The sequence below is a fragment of the Streptococcus sp. 959 genome (genome assembly GCF_013277075.1).
Taxonomy (GTDB): Bacteria; Bacillota; Bacilli; order Lactobacillales; family Streptococcaceae; genus Streptococcus; species Streptococcus pseudopneumoniae_C.
Genome location: NZ_VMMF01000031.1, coordinates 19,696 through 37,402 on the forward strand (window position 1 = coordinate 19,696; position 17,707 = coordinate 37,402).

A 17,707-nucleotide genomic window follows, 5' to 3' on the forward strand; every position below is an offset into this window, starting at 1 on the left:
TCTCCATGTTTCGAAAAATTTTAATTGCCAATCGTGGTGAAATTGCGGTTCGTATTATTCGTGCGGCGCGTGAATTGGGGATTGCGACGGTAGCGGTCTATTCAACTGCCGATAAGGAAGCCCTCCATACGCTTTTAGCAGATGAAGCGGTTTGTATCGGTCCTGGTAAGGCAACTGAGTCTTATCTCAATATTAATGCGGTTTTATCAGCTGCAGTCTTGACTGAGGCAGAAGCCATTCACCCAGGTTTTGGATTTCTCAGTGAAAATTCCAAATTTGCAACTATGTGTGAAGAAGTGGGCATCAAATTTATCGGTCCATCTGCTCATGTTATGGATATGATGGGGGATAAAATCAATGCACGTGCTCAGATGATCAAAGCAGGTGTACCTGTAATTCCAGGTTCAGATGGAGAAGTGCATAACTCTGAGGAAGCCTTGAGTGTTGCTGAAAAAATTGGCTATCCTGTGATGCTCAAGGCTTCAGCAGGTGGTGGCGGTAAAGGGATTCGTAAGGTTGAAAAACCAGAAGACCTCGTTGCAGCCTTTGAAACTGCCTCTAGTGAAGCTAAGGCCAATTATGGCAATGGTGCCATGTACATAGAACGAGTTATCTATCCAGCTCGTCACATCGAGGTTCAAATCCTAGGAGATGAACACGGAAATGTAATACATTTGGGGGAACGGGATTGTTCTCTTCAACGGAATAACCAAAAGGTTTTGGAAGAAAGTCCTTCGATTGCAATCGGAAAAACGCTACGCCATGAAATTGGTTCTGCTGCTGTCCGCGCTGCAGAGTCTGTTGGCTATGAGAATGCAGGGACCATTGAGTTTCTTCTTGATGAAGCCAGTGGCAATTTCTATTTCATGGAAATGAATACTCGTGTACAAGTAGAACATCCAGTAACAGAATTTGTTTCAGGTGTGGATATCGTTAAGGAACAGATTCGCATTGCGGCAGGTCAGCCTCTGTCTGTTAAGCAAGAAGATATTGTCCTACGAGGTCATGCTATCGAGTGTCGGATCAATGCAGAAAATCCAGCCTTCAACTTTGCTCCAAGTCCAGGTAAGATCACCAATCTCTATCTGCCAAGTGGAGGAGTTGGTTTGCGCGTGGATTCAGCAGTTTATCCAGGTTACACCATTCCGCCTTATTATGATAGTATGATTGCTAAAATCATCGTCCACGGCGAAAATCGTTTTGATGCCTTGATGAAAATGCAACGTGCCCTCTATGAACTAGAGATTGAAGGGGTGCAGACCAATGCTGATTTCCAGCTTGACCTCATTTCAGATCGCAATGTCATTGCTGGAGATTACGATACTTCCTTCTTGATGGAAACCTTCTTACCTAAATATCAAGAAAAAGAATAAAATGACCTCAAGAGTTTAAACCGAAAAGGGGGATCAATGGCTCTATTTAGTAAAAAAGATAAGTATATTCGAATTAATCCCAATCGTTCGGTTAGGGAAAAACCTCAAGCCAAGCCAGAGGTTCCAGATGAATTATTCTCCCAGTGTCCGAGCTGTAAGCATACCATCTACCAGAAGGATCTGGGAAGTGAGCGTATCTGTCCGCACTGTAGCTATACCTTTCGTATTTCTGCCCAAGAACGCTTGGCTTTGACGATTGATATGGGTACCTTCAAGGAATTGTTTACGGGGATTGAAAGCAAGGATCCCTTGCATTTCCCTGGCTATCAAAAGAAGCTAGCAACCATGCGTGAAAAAACAGGTCTGGATGAAGCCGTTGTGACAGGAACTGCTCTTATAAAAGGTCAGACTGTGGCTCTTGGGATTATGGATTCCAACTTTATCATGGCTTCTATGGGTACAGTTGTAGGGGAAAAAATTACTCGTTTGTTTGAGTATGCGACGGTTGAAAAGTTGCCAGTTGTCCTCTTTACAGCCTCTGGTGGAGCCCGTATGCAGGAAGGAATCATGAGTCTCATGCAAATGGCTAAGATCTCTGCAGCAGTTAAGCGCCATTCAAATTCTGGTCTCTTTTACCTGACCATTCTGACAGATCCAACGACAGGTGGTGTAACAGCTTCTTTCGCTATGGAAGGGGATATTATTCTAGCAGAACCACAGAGCTTGGTCGGTTTTGCTGGGCGTCGTGTGATTGAAAATACGGTTCGTGAAAGCTTGCCTGAGGATTTCCAAAAGGCAGAATTCCTATTGGAGCATGGATTTGTGGATGCTATTGTTAAAAGAAGAGACTTGCCAGATACGATTGCTAGTCTAGTCAGATTGCACGGAGGGAGTCCTAGATGAATATTGCAAAAATAGTCAGAGAAGCGCGTGAGCAGAGTCGCTTGACAACCTTGGACTTTGCGACAGGCATTTTTGATGAATTTATCCAATTACACGGTGACCGTTCTTTTCGTGACGATGGTGCAGTTGTTGGTGGTATTGGCTGGCTTGGAGATCAAGCTGTAACAGTAGTTGGTATCCAAAAAGGCAAGAGCTTACAAGACAACCTCAAACGGAATTTTGGACAACCACATCCAGAAGGTTACCGCAAGGCCCTACGTTTGATGAAACAGGCTGAAAAATTTGGCCGTCCAGTTGTGACCTTTATCAATACAGCAGGTGCCTATCCTGGTGTCGGAGCGGAAGAACGTGGTCAAGGTGAAGCTATTGCTCGCAATCTCATGGAAATGAGTGACCTGAAAGTTCCTATTATCGCCATCATTATCGGTGAAGGTGGTTCAGGTGGGGCTTTGGCTCTAGCAGTCGCGGACCGTGTCTGGATGCTGGAAAATTCCATCTATGCCATTCTCAGTCCAGAAGGCTTTGCTTCCATTCTATGGAAGGACGGCACTCGTGCCATGGAAGCAGCAGAACTGATGAAAATCACCTCACATGAACTGTTAGAAATGGACGTGGTGGACAAGGTGATTTCTGAAGCAGGACTTTCTAGTAAAGAACTGATTAAGAGTGTCAAAAAAGAACTCCAAACGGAATTAGCTTTACTTTCGCAAAAACCGCTAGAAGAGCTGTTGGAAGAGCGCTATCAACGGTTTAGAAAATACTAATACTCTTCGTAAATCTCTTCAAACCACGTCAGCTTCGCCTTGCCGTATATATGTTACTGACTTCGTCAGTTCTATCCACAACCTCAAAACCGTGTTTTGAGTAGCCTATGGTTAGCTTACTAGTTTGCTCTTTGATTTTCATTGAGTATAATACTTCAGAATACGCAAAAACTAGAACTGGCAGTCAGTTCTAGTTTTTATGTGGTTCTTTGTGTCGAGGGAACAACAAAAAGTGCTTGGAAGACCAAACACCTTTTTGATTATTCATTTTCTTCAGTTACAAATTGACTAAGCAGTCCGTTGATAAAGCGGGCTGATTTTTGATCTGAAAAATTCTTGGCAAGTTCAATAGCTTCATTGACTGCTACCAGCTGAGGTGTATCAAATGATGTGATTTCAAAGATACCCAAGCGTAGTAAGTTTTTTTCGACCAAGGTCAAGCGTTCAACTGTCCAGCCTGACTTGAGGTGCTGGTTGATTTGTTTATCCAACTCTTCTTTTTGAGCTTGGATACCAGAAACCAAGTTTAGAAGAAAGGCTGGGATTTGCACATCTGCATCTTCACGGTCATGTGTGTAGGCAAAGCGACAAGCTGTTTCCACATCTGTACCGAATTCAAGGCTCATAAGAGCTTGAAAAGCGCATTTACGAAGTTCGCGTCTAGATTCTAATAATGGACTAGTCATTGAGGAAGTCCTCGTTAAATAGATCTTTCAACTCAGGTTTTGGTGTTTTATCTGGAACGATTCCTGTAACATGGATATTGACAGCAGAAAGTTCCACATCAGCCATATCATGGACAGCATCTTTGACCGCTTTTTGAATAGCAAGAGCAACTTTTGGTACTTTCACACCGTACTCAAGGTAGAGGTAGATGTCAGCAGTTAGTTCTTCGTTGCTTTCTTTTAAGTAGACGCCACGACCAAGAGAGAGTTTTGATAGGGTATCAGATACGGATTTATTTGAAAATGAATGGACACCATCAACTTTAGCAGTTGCGATGGCAATGATTTTTTCAAGTACACGTGGAGCGATAACGATTTCGCCAAATTGTTCTTCAGTTCCCATAGAATGACCTCTTTCTAGAGATTAGGCACGAGAAACGTAAGTTCCTTCTGCAGTGTTGATGATCAATTTTTGTCCAGATTCGATGAAGTCTGGAACGTTTACAACAAGTCCAGTTTCCATAGTCGCTGGTTTACCAGAACCTGTAACAGTAGCACCTTTGATAGATGGTTGTGTTTCAGCAACTGTCAATTCAACAGTAGTTGGTACAGTTACACCGATTACTTCAGTTCCGTAGAATTGGATTTTCACATCAGAGTTTTCAAGGATGTAAAGCAATTCGTTTTCAACATTTACGACTGGGATTTCGTATTGGTCGTAAGTTTCAGTGTTCATGAAGTAGGCAGTTTCATCCATTTTGTACAAGTATTGAGCTGGAACAGTTTCGATAATAGCTTGTTCGAATTTTTCTTCTGGACGGTAGCTTGTATCAAAAGTAGAACCAGTACGGACATCACGCAATTTCATACGCATGATTGTATTCCCTTTACCTGGTTTGTGGTGGCTAGCTTCCAAAACGCGGATCAATTTTCCGTCTGCAGTTTCAAATGTCATACCAGCTTTCAATTTGCTTGCTTCAATCATGTTTTTACCTCTTTAATAAATATTATTACTCTTCATTTTACCATAAAATCTTCTGGAAATAAAGCCAAAATAGTTATTGGGATTTGGTAGGGGAGAAAAAACCAACCTCAGGGCTGGTTTCTTTTACATATTAATCTTCTTTTAACTTCGCCAATTCTTGGGCAAGTAGTTTAAGGGCGACTTGTGGGTTGGCTTGGCCTTTGGTTGCTTTCATAAGGAAGCCTGTAAAGGCCTTATCTGCGTTGCGTTTGCCTGACTTGAAGTCGGCAACAGCAGCTTCGTTATCGGCGAAGACTTGGTGGATGATTGGAATCAAGATTTCTGGATCTGAGATTTGAACCATGCCAGCTTTTTCCACGTATTCACGCGCTCCACCGCCGTTTTTAGCCAGGTGGACAAAGACTTTCTTGGCAATCTTAGACGAGATAGTACCGTCTTCGATGATGGCAATCATTTCAACCAAGTTTTCAGGTGTCAATTCGATTTGTTCCAGTGTCTTGCCTTCAGCGTTCAAGAACTGAGCGACTTCACCTTGGAGCCAGTTAGAAACTTGTTTAGCATCACCACCGAGGGCGACAGCTTTTTCAAAGAAATCAGAAGTGACTTTGTTCGCGGTTAACTGGCTAGCATCATAGTCTGACAAGCCAAGGTCAGATATATAACGCGCACGGCGTTCTTTTGGAAACTCTGGCAACTCTGTACGCATTTCTTCGATCCACTCATCTGAGATTTCAAAGAGAGGTAGGTCAGGTTCTGGGAAGTAGCGGTAGTCTGCAGCCCCTTCCTTGACACGCATGAGGATGGTTGCCTTGTTAGCTTCATCGTATCGGCGTGTTTCTTGGCGGATTTGACCCCCTGAGCGAAGGATTTCAGCCTGACGTTGGACTTCATATTCAAGACCTTTACGGACATTTGAGAAGGAGTTGAGGTTCTTCAACTCTGTCTTGGTACCGAATTTTTCTTGACCATAAGGACGAAGAGAGATATTGGCATCCACACGCATAGAACCTTCTTCCATCTTAACGTCAGAAATACCAGCGTACTGGATAACTTCCTTGAGGGCTGTTAGATAAGCATAGGCTTCTTCAGGAGAACGCATGTCAGCTTCAGATACAATCTCAATCAATGGCACCCCTTGGCGGTTGAGGTCAACGTAAGAGTAGCCGTCTGTACCGTGGGTGTTTTTACCAGCGTCTTCCTCTAGGTGGGCACGCTCGATACCGATTTTCTTGGTCGTACCGTCTTCTAGCTCGACTTCAATCCAGCCGTTGTAGCCGATTGGCTCATCAAACTGAGAAATTTGGTAGGCTTTTGGATTATCAGGGTAGAAGTAGTTCTTGCGGTCAAAGTGCATCTTTTTGTAGATGTCCATATTGAGGGCAAGAGCTGCCTTGATACCTGCATCGACAACACCTTTATTGAGAACGGGTAGAACGCCTGGGAAAGACCAGTCAATCACGTTAGTATTAGCATTTTGGTCATTTCCAAAGTGGGCAGAAGTAGGTGAGAAGATTTTTGAATTGGTGTTGAGCTCTACGTGGACTTCAAGTCCAATGACTGTTTCAAAGTTCATTAGTTATCACCTCCAAAAATCACGGGTTGTTGTTTGTGGTAGTCTGTTGTTGCTTCAAAGGCAGCAGCAGCTTGGTAAATAGTTTCCTCAGAGTACTTAGGACCAATCAATTGGAGACCGACAGGTAGACCTTGAGAGAATCCAGCAGGAATCGAAATTCCAGGCAGTCCTGCTAAGTTTACAGGTATGGTCAAGAGGTCAGCTAAGTACATGGCAACTGGGTCATGGTTGAGTGAGTCCAAGTCATAGGCAACACTTGGAGCAGTTGGACCCAAAATCAAGTCGTAATCCGCAAAGACTTTTTCGAAATCTTGGATGATGAGGGTACGAACTTGACCAGCTTTCTTGTAGTAGGCATCGTAGTAACCTGATGAAAGGCTGAAAGTACCTAGCATGATACGGCGCTTCACTTCTTCACCAAAACCTTGGCTTCGGCTGTTTACATAGATTTCATCAAGATTAGTCGCATCTTCTGCGCGGTAGCCGTAACGGATACCGTCAAAACGTTGCAAGTTTGATGAAGCTTCAGATGAAGCGATGATGTAATAAACAGCAACACCGTATTTAGAGTGAGGAAGGCTGACTTCTTCGACGATAGCGCCAAGTTTTTCAAAGTGCTTAGCAGCATTTAGAATAGTTTCCTTAACCTCTGGGTCAATCCCTTCACCAAGGTATTCCTTAGGCAAAGCGATTTTCATGCCCTTGATGTCTTGACCGATTTTTGAAGTAAAGTCGGCAATGCGGACAGGAGCAGAAGTGGAATCTTTAGCATCTTCGCTAGCAATAGCGTTGAGTAAGAGGGCGTTTTCCTTAACAGTAGGAGCAAAAGGTCCAATCTGGTCTAGCGAACTACCGAAGGCAATGAGACCGAAACGTGAAATTGTTCCGTAGGTTGGTTTGAGACCAACAATCCCGTTGAAGGCGGCAGGTTGGCGGATAGAACCACCAGTATCAGAACCAAGTGACAAGCGGACTTGACCTGAGGCTACGGCTGCGGCAGAACCACTTGATGAACCACCGGGAACCTTGCTTTGGTCCCAAGCATTTTTAGTGGCACCATAGTAAGAAGTTTCACCTGATCCACCCATGGCAAACTCGTCCATGTTAGTCTTTCCGACGACAATCATGCCCTTGGCTTTTGCATTGGTAACAGCAGTCGCATCAAAGATTGGCTCATAGTTGTAGAGCATTTTTGAGGCTGCAGTTGTGAGAATACCGTCTGTAGAGATATTATCCTTAACGGCCAGTGGAATTCCTGAAAGGACATTATCAGCGTCAATTCCAGCTTCATCAATGGCTTTGGCTTGAGCAAGAGCTTGGTCTTCAGCGATGGTAACAAAAGCGTTGATAGCTGTCTCTCGAGACTTGATATCTTCAAGCGTTGCTTGTGTCAATTCAGTTGCAGAAATTTCCTTAGAGACAAGGAGATTGTGCAAGTCTTCAATGGTTTTATTGTTAAAAGTCATTAGGCATCTCCTCCATCGTCTAGGATAGCTGGTACCTTGATATAGTAGTTGTCTTTTTCAGGTACGTTTTTAAATAAGCGATCGCGGTCTGTTCCTTCTTCGGCCACATCAGGGCGGAGTACAGTCTTGCGGTCAGCCATAGTCGTAGTAGGTGAAACACCAGTTGTGTCAACTTCGCCCAGTAATTCAACCATGTCAACAATCTTAGACAAGGTAGTCGCAAAGGCAGCAGTTTCTTCTTCAGAGAATCTTAATTTTGAAAGATTGGCAACGTGTGTTACCTCTTCTTGCGTAATTTTCATCTTGCATCCTTTCGTGAAATGATGATTTTTAGTCTGTTCTATTTTACCATATTTTCCTATAAATAAGGGAAGGAAAGATGAAAAAAGACAGGTATAGGATGGAGAAGGATGGAGAACGGGTTTTTAAAATAGACAAAAAAATAGCCGTCCTAACTTTGGCAAGTTAACGAGCTATTTTTTAGTTATGTAATTACAGCCACCGTCTTAAACGGCTCTGTGGGGTGTTGTTGTAACATCTTTTTCTATATTCATTGTAACATTTATTTTAAAAATTGCTAGATAGTTTTTGTTTATTGTACATTAGCAAACTAAGATTCTTTGGTTTTAATATGCACTCTTTTGGTATTTATTCCATAAAGCCTGAAGTTCAACTGCATTTTCTAAGACATATTGCCTTATCATTTTTAGGTCTTTTGCTTTTGCTTTACCATCTCTCAGTTCACCGTTCAGAAACATTGAACCCACTTCTTCTCCGTGGATATAAAAGTGAATATGCGCTTTTTGACCTTTATGGTTATGTTCGTTAGGACGAATTTCAATACCATACTTTAAGAAAGAATATTTAGGCATGTAGTAATCCCACGTAGTCCTTCCATGTTTCAAGGTAGTTATCGCGATTTAACTCAATTTGCTTTTGAGCAAAACGAATATCATAGTCTGCCAAGTCCAAATTTTCCAATACTTCTCCAGTTAGAATACTAAAGGTTCCGATTAATTCATCGTCATCATACATACGCAAAATAGGGTTGCTTGGATTCTTGTAAATATCATCTTTCGTCACTTCTAAATTGGTTACACCAAATTCTTTGAACATGATTACATCTCCTTTTTGTTTTATTATATCATTTTTGCTAGGATTGTCACGGTTTTCGATCTATTTGACTACAAGGAATAGCTTTTATTCAAGTATAGTCTAACATAAAATAGAAATTGAAAAAAATGCTAAAATCCGATATAATGGAGTGTTGAAAGGAATGGTAAAATCCAATGTAGAAATCATTCTTAGCTATTGAAACAAGAAAAATAGAGAATCAAAGAAAGAGAACTTATGAATATTCAAGAAGAAATTAAAAAACGTCGTACCTTTGCCATCATCTCCCACCCTGACGCGGGGAAAACAACCATCACTGAGCAACTGCTCTACTTTGGGGGCGAGATTCGTGAGGCTGGTACGGTAAAAGGAAAGAAAACAGGGACTTTTGCCAAGTCTGACTGGATGGATATCGAGAAGCAACGTGGGATTTCGGTGACCTCATCTGTTATGCAGTTTGACTACGATGGCAAGCGCGTGAATATCCTCGATACGCCAGGACACGAGGACTTCTCAGAGGATACCTATCGTACCTTGATGGCGGTGGATGCTGCGGTCATGGTCGTGGACTCTGCTAAGGGTATCGAGGCTCAGACTAAGAAATTATTTGAGGTTGTGAAACATCGTGGCATTCCAGTCTTTACCTTTATGAACAAGCTAGACCGTGACGGTCGTGAGCCACTAGACCTCTTGCAAGAGTTGGAAGAAGTCTTGGGCATTGCTAGCTACCCTATGAACTGGCCAATCGGGATGGGGAAAGCCTTTGAAGGCTTGTATGACCTCTATAACCAACGCTTGGAGCTCTATAAAGGGGATGAGCGTTTTGCCAGTTTAGAAGATGGGGACAAGCTTTTTGGTAGCAATCCTTTCTACGAGCAAGTCAAGGATGACATTGAGCTTTTAAATGAAGCTGGGAATGAGTTTTCAGAGGAAGCAATCCTTGCAGGTGATTTGACACCCGTTTTCTTTGGGTCAGCCCTTACAAACTTTGGTGTGCAGACCTTCCTTGAAACCTTCTTAAAATTTGCTCCAGAACCACATGGTCACAAGAAAACAGACGGAGAAATTGTAGATCCTTATGACAAGGATTTCTCAGGATTTGTCTTTAAAATCCAAGCCAACATGGATCCTCGTCACCGTGACCGTATCGCCTTTGTCCGTATCGTATCTGGCGAATTTGAGCGTGGTATGAGTGTCAATCTACCTCGTACTGGTAAGGGAGCTAAACTGTCTAATGTTACCCAGTTTATGGCTGAAAGTCGTGAGAATGTGACCAATGCCGTAGCAGGTGATATTATCGGTGTTTACGATACAGGTACCTATCAAGTAGGTGACACTTTGACAGTTGGGAAAAATAAATTTGAATTTGAACCCCTGCCAACCTTTACACCTGAAATTTTCATGAAAGTATCTGCTAAGAATGTCATGAAGCAAAAATCTTTCCACAAGGGGATTGAGCAATTGGTGCAAGAAGGTGCTATTCAGCTTTATAAAAATTACCAAACAGGCGAGTACATGCTAGGGGCTGTGGGGCAACTCCAGTTTGAAGTCTTTAAGCACCGCATGGAGGGTGAGTACAATGCGGAAGTAGTTATGAGCCCAATGGGTAAAAAGACCGTTCGTTGGATCAAGCCTGAGGGCTTGGATGAACGGATGTCATCAAGTCGCAATATCTTGGCCAAAGACCGCTTTGACCAACCAGTATTCCTCTTTGAAAATGACTTTGCCCTTCGTTGGTTTGCAGATAAGTATCCAGACGTAGAGTTGGAAGAGAAAATGTAGATCGCCAAAGTTACTTGATTGTGTAACAATCTAAGTAACTAACGCCAAGTTTCTATGGAACTTGGCTAGGCGCTCCACTAGTAAAGTTTTACGAATATTATCGATTCGTAAAACTTTACGTCGTGATTGGTAGAAAGTTTCCTACCTGCCTGCCTCACTAACTGAGTTTTACAAATGGAATCGATTTGTAAAACTCAGTGTCGTAATCTAACAATCGGTAACCGCTATGGCGGTTTACCTAAACGCTTCACTAGGAAAAATCCACGAATATTATCGATCCGTGGATTTTTCCGTCGTAACTTGTAGTGAGTGGTCTAGCTAACTGCTTTACTAACTACGTTTGGCAAATGGAATCGATTTGCCAAACTCCGTGTCCTAGTGTAACAATCGGTAAGTGATATGTCATTTGAGCTATCCCTCATTATTAGAATAAGTCCATGAATGTTATTGTTCGTGGGCTTTTTCATCGGAATTTTAGATAGTTAGAGTGGCTGTTTTTCTTACTAAAACTTGGTAAAATAATGTTCTTCTCAACTTTCAGTGGTAGTTCAGCAAAGTTCTTTTTATAAGATAAGAATTTCAGTAACTAAGGAGACTAATCAACAAATTAAGTTTGGAATAGGATGTATCATTTATACTCAATGAAAATCAAAGAGCAAACTAGCCACAGACAGTATTTGAGGATGGCAAGGTGAAGCTGACGTGGTTTGAAGAGATTTTCGAAGAGTATTAGGTATTAAAAAAACTTGAGAGGACACATGTTTTCTTGCCAATCTACTCACGTAATATCCTAGTGAAATTATATGTATTGAAATTTAACAGTGAACTCTAGCTAGCGCTGTGATTCGGCAATAGTATGATTGATTAATGAAATAGAATGTTTGAATATAGAAAAATTTATATTTTTATTTAAAGTAAAATAAATTAGAAGTATACAAAAAACAGTGCAATATATATATATATATATATATATATTAAATATGCGTTTGCTCTGTCTATAAAAAGATTTGTTTTAAACATAAAACGTTATTATATAGTATTATTTTTTTTTAATTCTATTGCTTTTTAAATCAATTTTTTTTATAATATTAAAGATTAACTTATAATTGGGTGAATTGTACCCTTAACCTAAGTTTAGAAAAGGAGATAACATGTTTTTCAGACGTCAAGAGGGTCAATATCGTGAAACTGATCGTGTGACCCGCTATAAGTTAGTGAAATCCGGTAAGCATTGGCTACGGGCTTCCACTTCTTTATTTGGTTTGTTTAAGGTTTTCCGTGGTAGTGTCGACACTACTCAAGTTATGACCGAAGTGGTTGAGAACCAAACAAACAATACGATTACAGGCCTCGATATTATAAGGGGACTTGCAGCTACAGGAGCTGTATTAGGCGGAGCAGTGGCAACACAAACTACTGTTCATGCCAATGATGCGGTTGCTCTTGAAAAGACATTGGAGTCATCGGATGTTTTAGCTACAAATGACTCAGTCGTTCTTGGATCTGTTTCGAAAGCAAATCCAGAAGAATCGGCAAGTTTGTCACACTCAGAAAGCGAGAGTGTGTCTAGTTCAGAATCGACTTCTGCTAGCCAATCAGTGAGCGCTAGCACTTCTGCAAGTATGTCAGCAAGTACTTCTGCTTCTGTTAGTGCGTCGACAAGTACTTCTGCAAGTGTATCAGCAAGCACTTCTGTAAGTTCTAGTCAGTTGATGGTTCATTCAGAGGACAGTTCGGTTGCGACTAGCGCTGCTAGTGTTGAAACTGCTGGACAATCCGAATCTACTTCAGCTGAAAATCAAGTAGTTAGTCAAGGCTTGCCAAACTCTAATTTGTCTGCACCTGTCTTGGACTCTGCTAAGTCAGCAACAGGTTTGATAGAGAAAACTTCCGAATTAACAAGTTTGGCAGGAGTGACTGCTGGTGCCTTGTCATCGGTAGAAGTATCTACAAAGAAAAATGAAGAAGATCGTAAAAAGCTGGCTAAAATTTCAGCTGAAATGGGTGAGTATTTAGCTAAGGCGGCAGATCTTCCAGATACGAGTGCAGCCATCCTTAAGGTGGAAACTGCCATTACTGAGATTGAGTCAGCTTTAAAGGATCCAACTGCTGATCTTGGTAGTGTTGTCAAAACGGCAACTTCAGCTCGTAATTCTATTGCCAATGCAGTTTTACGTGCCACTTCAGGTCAACGTGATGGCCGTAATGGACAAGCGATAGAGAGGGGTGCTTCTCCTAGAGCAACATTCTCTAGCCATGGTACGACAGCCTCAATTGCGTCTACTAATTATAATCCAAATACTCATGAAGTTGTTTGGCGTATTAATATGCATGCTAACAATGCCTTGCATCATGTAGGGCTGATTGCGGATGTAGATTCCAATACGACGATTAATCGTGTGACCTTTAATGGACAAGAGATGGAGAAACGTGGTGGTTCAAGAAATGAGTATGTCTATGATATCCGCCATGATAAACAAAGAAACCTAGAAGCAACGCTTGAGGTTCATGCCACTGTAAATAAGCAGTCGAAAGCTGCTAGCTTGAACGCAAGAGTGGCTACAAGCAGTCAACCGTTTACAAGTGCGAATACTTCTGGGAATTATAGCGATTCAATCAATTCAACTGTTCCAACTAGTGGGACAGGTCAGTCTAGAAGTGCAGCTGGTCAGAGCCGTGCGGCATCTCAGCTACCTAAGATTAGTTTGCCTAACGCTGTTACCTATTTTAATGACGACTCTATCTCCGAAATCAACATGCCAATGAGTGATGATAAGGGCATGGTAAGATTAGATCCAGGACCTAAGAATACAATTATCACTGGCTTAGCTGCTCCTAATTATCCAGCTACTAGCAGAAATGGTTATGGTGATCTTGGAGCATATGATAAATATGGTAAAATTACAGGATACCAGACATCATATAATGTAAGAATTGTTGGGACAATTGGTCGAAACAACGGAATAGGAAATCCTGGTCGTGCAGACGGGGCTTGGGAACCGTATAAACCTGGTGCGCACATTATTGAATATGTTGTAACAGATACCGACGGTCAAAAAGCTACGGCAGAGATGACTCTTAATATCAGGGGATTTAATGAGCGACAAGACCCTGCGAAAGGTACTAAAGTCGTAGTTAATGACAAAGCAAATCTAAGCCCAAAAGAAAGAGAACAAGTCTTGGCTAACTTTAAGGCGGCTAATGCTAGTCTTCTTTCAGGTACAGGATCAGGTGTAGGCTCAACTGACTATAAAAAAGGAGCTGAAGAGGGTTCAATCAGTCTAGCTAATAATGGAGATATCACCATTACTTATCGTGATAGAACATCGGATACAGTCACAAACAATGTTAAGTATGGTGTAGAGAAAACAACTGAGCACTTTTATGCAGTTAGCGACGAGCCTTTATCTAATATAAATCCAAGAAGTCTTGTGCGTCCAGTTGGCGGAGCTTCTGACTTCCCTAGTGGGACAAGATTTGCATGGAAACAAGGGCAAGCTCCTACAATGACAGCGATGGGGGACAGAGAGAACCCTAGAACTGCAATCTTAACGGTAACTCATCCAGATAATACTACTACGGATTTAACATATAATTACAGAGTCTATCAAAAGATAGAGACTAAAACCAAGAATGGAGTTACTGGTCAGTTTTATGCCTTTAAAGCAGCTTCAGGTGATCGAACTGTTGGCAGTAGCTATGCTAATAATATAGGTGGAGATTCATATCTTTATATCAATAGTCCATCTCTTCCTTCGGGGACTACATTTGCTTATGAATATCGTCTGAATAATAATGCAAGTGCACCACTAAATAATCGAACTGGGTCACCTAAATTTAGTGATGTCTGGCATACAACTGACTCTGCAGCTACGACACACCGTACAACCTATACTGCAAAAGCAACTTATCCAACAGGACGCTTTGGAACTCCGTCTGCACAAGATCGTGCTTTGACAAGTGAGACAAGCTTTACTTATACAGTAGTGGATCCAGTAGCTAAACAAGAGCATGTTACAACAGTTGGAAATACAGCTCCGCTAAATGACATTATTTCAAATCCTGGTAATGCACTTAAAAATTCTGATTCTAGAGTTGTGATTCCAAATGGGACAACTTATGAGTGGGTATCCAGACCTGATGCTTCAGCTCCAGGTATCTATAAGAAAGAAGTTAAAGTTACTTTACCACAAGGTTCTGCAGATAAAGCAGGCAACAGTACAAATGTTCCTGTAACTATCAAAGTTAGACCGAACCCACCACAAATTTCAGCAGATCAGGTAACGAACACAGGCGGTCTTCCAAATAAAGGAATTACCGTTACAGACGCGTTACCAGGTGCATCAGTAACCTTAACAATCAATGGCAAACAACTTCCATCTAAAACAGCAGATCAAAATGGAAGAGTGACGTTTGCTGCAAATGAATTAGCAGACAGTAATGGCTTGCTTCCAACAGGAAACGTAACAGTTAAACAGAGTAAGGCATTTACTAATCCTGTAACGAATTCAAATGAAACTTTGGAATCAGATTTAAGAACAGTTACTATTACAGCTGAAGAAGAAAAGCCACAAGTTGTTGACACAGTAGTAAAAGTAAAAAATGCTGATAATACATGGTCTGCCGTCCCTAAATCAATGGAAAATGGCATTCCTGTATATACTTTCTATTCTGGAGATTCATTAGAGTTTACAGCTAAGTTCAAAGATAATAGTGGTGTTATCAAAAACACAGAAGTTCGTAATGGAGGACCAGGAACTCCTGCAATTAACAATCTTTTCCATAATGATACATGGGGAACAACTGTTATCAATAAAGTAACGACTAAGACTACAGCTACTACCAATCAACCTGCTACGACTACTGTTACAGGAACTATTAATGCTAATTTGAGATATGATTCTGGTAATAGAATTACACGCTCTATAACTGCAGATGATTTTTCAAATCTCCGATCAGACGGAACTACCTTTGTTCTTAAACAGGGTGAGTTGAAAGATAGATTGGGAGAAGTGAAGATTCCCCCAATAACAGTTCGAGATATTAGTAATTTAACTCCTGCAGATAAGAGTGCAATCAAAGCAGCTGTTGAAAATGCCTATCCAAAGGATAAACATCGTATCAGTACATACACTCAACAGAATGATGGAAGTGTATTGATTACCTATAAAGATGGAACGTCCAGAACAGTTACTCCTAAACTAGAACAAAATTATCAAACTAAGTCAGATCGTTTTTACGCTATTGCAGGAGAGAATTCTGCTACATTAACGGCTCGTGATTTTGTCCGCTCAGCTGATGGTACAGAGTTACCTTCAAATACAAGGGTGGTTTGGAAACAAGGAACTCTAGATTTATCAACTCCTGGTGATAAAACAGCGACCTTGACGGTTACGGATTCTAAAGGTGTATCTAAAGATATTTCTTACAAATATACTGTTTATCCGAAAGTTGAGACCAAAACTCACAATGGTGTGACAGGTAAGTTCTATGCCTTTAAGTCAGATCAAGGTAATGATAAAGTTACTGGGGGAGATTGGGCTAATAATATCGGTGGTACTATTGGACAGTATACAAACCTAGATGAACCAGGATTAAAAGATGTAGCAACTTGGTCTTATAAGTATAAAATAAATAATCAAGGTAACGAAATTACGACCCCTGTTGGGAAACAACAATTTGGAGGAATTTGGCATACTACGGGATCAGAAGCTAAAAGTCACAGTACAACCTATACAGTAATTGCTTCTTATCCTAACGGTCGTTTTGGTACAGTATCTTCTAGCAATCCAGCCTTGACAAGTGAGACAAGCTTTGATTATACAGTTGTTGATCCTGTAGCTAAACAGGAGTATGTTACATCTGTGGGGAATAAGGCTCCATTGGCGGATATTATTGCGAAGCCAGGAGAGGCACTTAAAAATTCGAATACAAGTGTATCCTTCCCAACAGGAACTACCTTCAGTTGGGTTCAGACTCCTGATGATGCTATGGTTGCAAATGCAGGAGTTTACACGCGAAAAGTGAAAGTCACTCTACCACAAGGATCATACAATGGAGATGCTAATAGTAGAACGGTAGATGTAACCATTAAGGTTAACCCACAAGCGCCAGCTATCTCAGTTGATTCTACTAATGAAACGGGTGGTTTGCCAAATCGTTCGATTGTTGTGACTAATGTCACACCTGGAGCTCTTGTAACCTTGACTTTAGCAGGTCACACATTTACAAAAACTGTCAAAGACAATGAAACGAGCGTTACTTTTGAACCTACTGAGTTGCAAAAAGCTTACGACGGCAACAATGGACTTCTTCCAACGGGGGATGTGACTGCTAAATCTACAGTTGCTGGTCTCAATTCAGAGGTAACGACTAGTACAATTACTCCTGAACGTGTGAAACCAACAATTACTTACACAGTCAAAGTAAATGGTCAAGAGCCTAAGAGAGATGGCAATGGTCGTTACTTGTTCTATGCTGGGGACAATATCCAGATTACTTATACGGGTAAAGATAATAGTGGTAAATTAGTCACACTGAAGGTCTCTGGTAATAGAAAAGACTTGACGGACTTCTTCGAAAACAGACCTGAGTGGGGAACTGGTCCTATCACAAATATTATCAATACCTTGACCAATGATGACCAGACTACCTTTACTATTAATGCGGTTGCTAATAAAGATCTTACGTGGAGATCAGGAAACACTTGGGGTCGTTGGCTCAATGCTACAGATCCGAGTGGTAACTCTGTTGACGTAGGAGAAATTCGGATTCAACAAGATCAGTTGCAAAACTTGTTTAAGAAGCCTACGATTGATGTGACCGAAGTTAAGGATAAAAATCATTTATCGGAATCTGATAAGGAAAAAGTTCGCGAAGAAATCAGAAAAGCTCATGATAAAGTGACTCCGAACGGTCGTGATCGAATTTCTAGCATTGATGTAAGTGACAGTGGTGTTGCAACAGTTTATTATAAAGATAATGCTAAAGTAGCATCGGGTAGCCAGCCATATCCACCAACTGTCTATAGCCAAGATGAAACTGTTTCAGACAAGAAATATCGTTCTGAGTCAGCATCAACAA

The 17,707-nt window shown here is 41.3% G+C and carries 13 protein-coding genes; 5 read left to right on the forward strand and 8 right to left on the reverse strand.

Features of this window, described 5'->3' with window-relative positions; all coding sequences use genetic code 11:
- Positions 1-5: 5 nt before the first annotated feature.
- The 3 genes from HT717_RS08970 to HT717_RS08980 are packed head-to-tail and all read left to right on the forward strand — an operon-like array spanning position 6 to position 3,040.
- Complete coding sequence (locus tag HT717_RS08970; protein ID WP_000488672.1) at positions 6-1,373, forward strand: acetyl-CoA carboxylase biotin carboxylase subunit; 1,368 nt, start codon at positions 6-8, stop codon at positions 1,371-1,373.
- A gap of 36 nt (positions 1,374-1,409) precedes the next feature.
- The gene (gene accD / locus HT717_RS08975; RefSeq protein ID WP_173305066.1) at positions 1,410-2,276 is read left to right on the forward strand and encodes an acetyl-CoA carboxylase, carboxyltransferase subunit beta; all 867 of its coding nucleotides are present in this window, start codon (positions 1,410-1,412) and stop codon (positions 2,274-2,276) included.
- The gene (locus tag HT717_RS08980) at positions 2,273-3,040 is read left to right on the forward strand and encodes an acetyl-CoA carboxylase carboxyl transferase subunit alpha (protein ID WP_173305068.1); all 768 of its coding nucleotides are present in this window, start codon (positions 2,273-2,275) and stop codon (positions 3,038-3,040) included. The genes accD and HT717_RS08980 overlap by 4 nt, the downstream gene beginning before the upstream one ends.
- A 260-nt stretch (positions 3,041-3,300) precedes the next feature.
- Here the strand turns inward: HT717_RS08980 and nusB are convergent, their stop codons facing one another.
- From nusB to HT717_RS09020, 8 genes are all read right to left on the reverse strand, one after another.
- Complete coding sequence (nusB, locus tag HT717_RS08985; protein ID WP_173305070.1) at positions 3,301-3,726, reverse strand: transcription antitermination factor NusB; 426 nt, start codon at positions 3,724-3,726, stop codon at positions 3,301-3,303.
- Positions 3,719-4,108: an Asp23/Gls24 family envelope stress response protein gene (locus HT717_RS08990; protein ID WP_000536307.1), complete on the reverse strand. Its 390-nt coding sequence runs from the start codon at positions 4,106-4,108 to the stop codon at positions 3,719-3,721. The genes nusB and HT717_RS08990 overlap by 8 nt, the downstream gene beginning before the upstream one ends.
- 21 nt (positions 4,109-4,129) lie before the next feature.
- Positions 4,130-4,690, reverse strand: coding sequence for an elongation factor P (gene efp / locus HT717_RS08995; RefSeq protein ID WP_049535328.1), 561 nt, complete (start codon positions 4,688-4,690; stop codon positions 4,130-4,132).
- 130 nt (positions 4,691-4,820) lie between these two features.
- Positions 4,821-6,263 (reverse strand): Asp-tRNA(Asn)/Glu-tRNA(Gln) amidotransferase subunit GatB, encoded by a 1,443-nt coding sequence (gatB, locus tag HT717_RS09000; protein WP_049535331.1) that lies wholly within the window; start codon positions 6,261-6,263, stop codon positions 4,821-4,823.
- Positions 6,263-7,729, reverse strand: a complete 1,467-nt coding sequence (gene gatA / locus HT717_RS09005; protein ID WP_049535333.1) for an Asp-tRNA(Asn)/Glu-tRNA(Gln) amidotransferase subunit GatA — start codon at positions 7,727-7,729, stop codon at positions 6,263-6,265. The genes gatB and gatA overlap by 1 nt, the downstream gene beginning before the upstream one ends.
- Positions 7,729-8,031, reverse strand: a complete 303-nt coding sequence (gatC, locus tag HT717_RS09010) for an Asp-tRNA(Asn)/Glu-tRNA(Gln) amidotransferase subunit GatC (protein WP_000705429.1) — start codon at positions 8,029-8,031, stop codon at positions 7,729-7,731. Before gatC ends, gatA begins: the two co-directional genes overlap by 1 nt.
- Positions 8,032-8,355: 324 nt before the next feature.
- Positions 8,356-8,601: a DUF4160 domain-containing protein gene (locus HT717_RS09015; RefSeq protein ID WP_049535336.1), complete on the reverse strand. Its 246-nt coding sequence runs from the start codon at positions 8,599-8,601 to the stop codon at positions 8,356-8,358.
- On the reverse strand, positions 8,594-8,845 hold the full coding sequence (locus HT717_RS09020) for a hypothetical protein (RefSeq protein ID WP_000471833.1): 252 nt from the start codon (positions 8,843-8,845) through the stop codon (positions 8,594-8,596). Before HT717_RS09020 ends, HT717_RS09015 begins: the two co-directional genes overlap by 8 nt.
- A 234-nt stretch (positions 8,846-9,079) precedes the next feature.
- Here HT717_RS09020 and HT717_RS09025 point away from each other — a divergent pair, with 234 nt between their 5' ends.
- The gene (locus HT717_RS09025; protein ID WP_173305072.1) at positions 9,080-10,624 is read left to right on the forward strand and encodes a peptide chain release factor 3; all 1,545 of its coding nucleotides are present in this window, start codon (positions 9,080-9,082) and stop codon (positions 10,622-10,624) included.
- Between the two features lie 1,151 nt (positions 10,625-11,775).
- A partial coding sequence (locus HT717_RS09030) for an accessory Sec-dependent serine-rich glycoprotein adhesin (RefSeq protein WP_173305074.1) occupies positions 11,776-17,707 on the forward strand: 5,932 nt, incomplete at its 3' end.

Bases quoted from the DNA above. Each gene is read 5' to 3' on its own strand.
- HT717_RS08970 (WP_000488672.1), top strand. From the start codon at position 6: ATGTTTCGAAAAATTTTAATTGCCAATCGTGGTGAAATTGCGGTTCGT.
- accD (WP_173305066.1), top strand. From the start codon at position 1,410: ATGGCTCTATTTAGTAAAAAAGATAAGTATATTCGAATTAATCCCAAT.
- HT717_RS08980 (WP_173305068.1), top strand. From the start codon at position 2,273: ATGAATATTGCAAAAATAGTCAGAGAAGCGCGTGAGCAGAGTCGCTTG.
- nusB (WP_173305070.1), bottom strand. From the start codon at position 3,726: ATGACTAGTCCATTATTAGAATCTAGACGCGAACTTCGTAAATGCGCT.
- HT717_RS08990 (WP_000536307.1), bottom strand. From the start codon at position 4,108: ATGGGAACTGAAGAACAATTTGGCGAAATCGTTATCGCTCCACGTGTA.
- efp (WP_049535328.1), bottom strand. From the start codon at position 4,690: ATGATTGAAGCAAGCAAATTGAAAGCTGGTATGACATTTGAAACTGCA.
- gatB (WP_049535331.1), bottom strand. From the start codon at position 6,263: ATGAACTTTGAAACAGTCATTGGACTTGAAGTCCACGTAGAGCTCAAC.
- gatA (WP_049535333.1), bottom strand. From the start codon at position 7,729: ATGACTTTTAACAATAAAACCATTGAAGACTTGCACAATCTCCTTGTC.
- gatC (WP_000705429.1), bottom strand. From the start codon at position 8,031: ATGAAAATTACGCAAGAAGAGGTAACACACGTTGCCAATCTTTCAAAA.
- HT717_RS09015 (WP_049535336.1), bottom strand. From the start codon at position 8,601: ATGCCTAAATATTCTTTCTTAAAGTATGGTATTGAAATTCGTCCTAAC.
- HT717_RS09020 (WP_000471833.1), bottom strand. From the start codon at position 8,845: ATGTTCAAAGAATTTGGTGTAACCAATTTAGAAGTGACGAAAGATGAT.
- HT717_RS09025 (WP_173305072.1), top strand. From the start codon at position 9,080: ATGAATATTCAAGAAGAAATTAAAAAACGTCGTACCTTTGCCATCATC.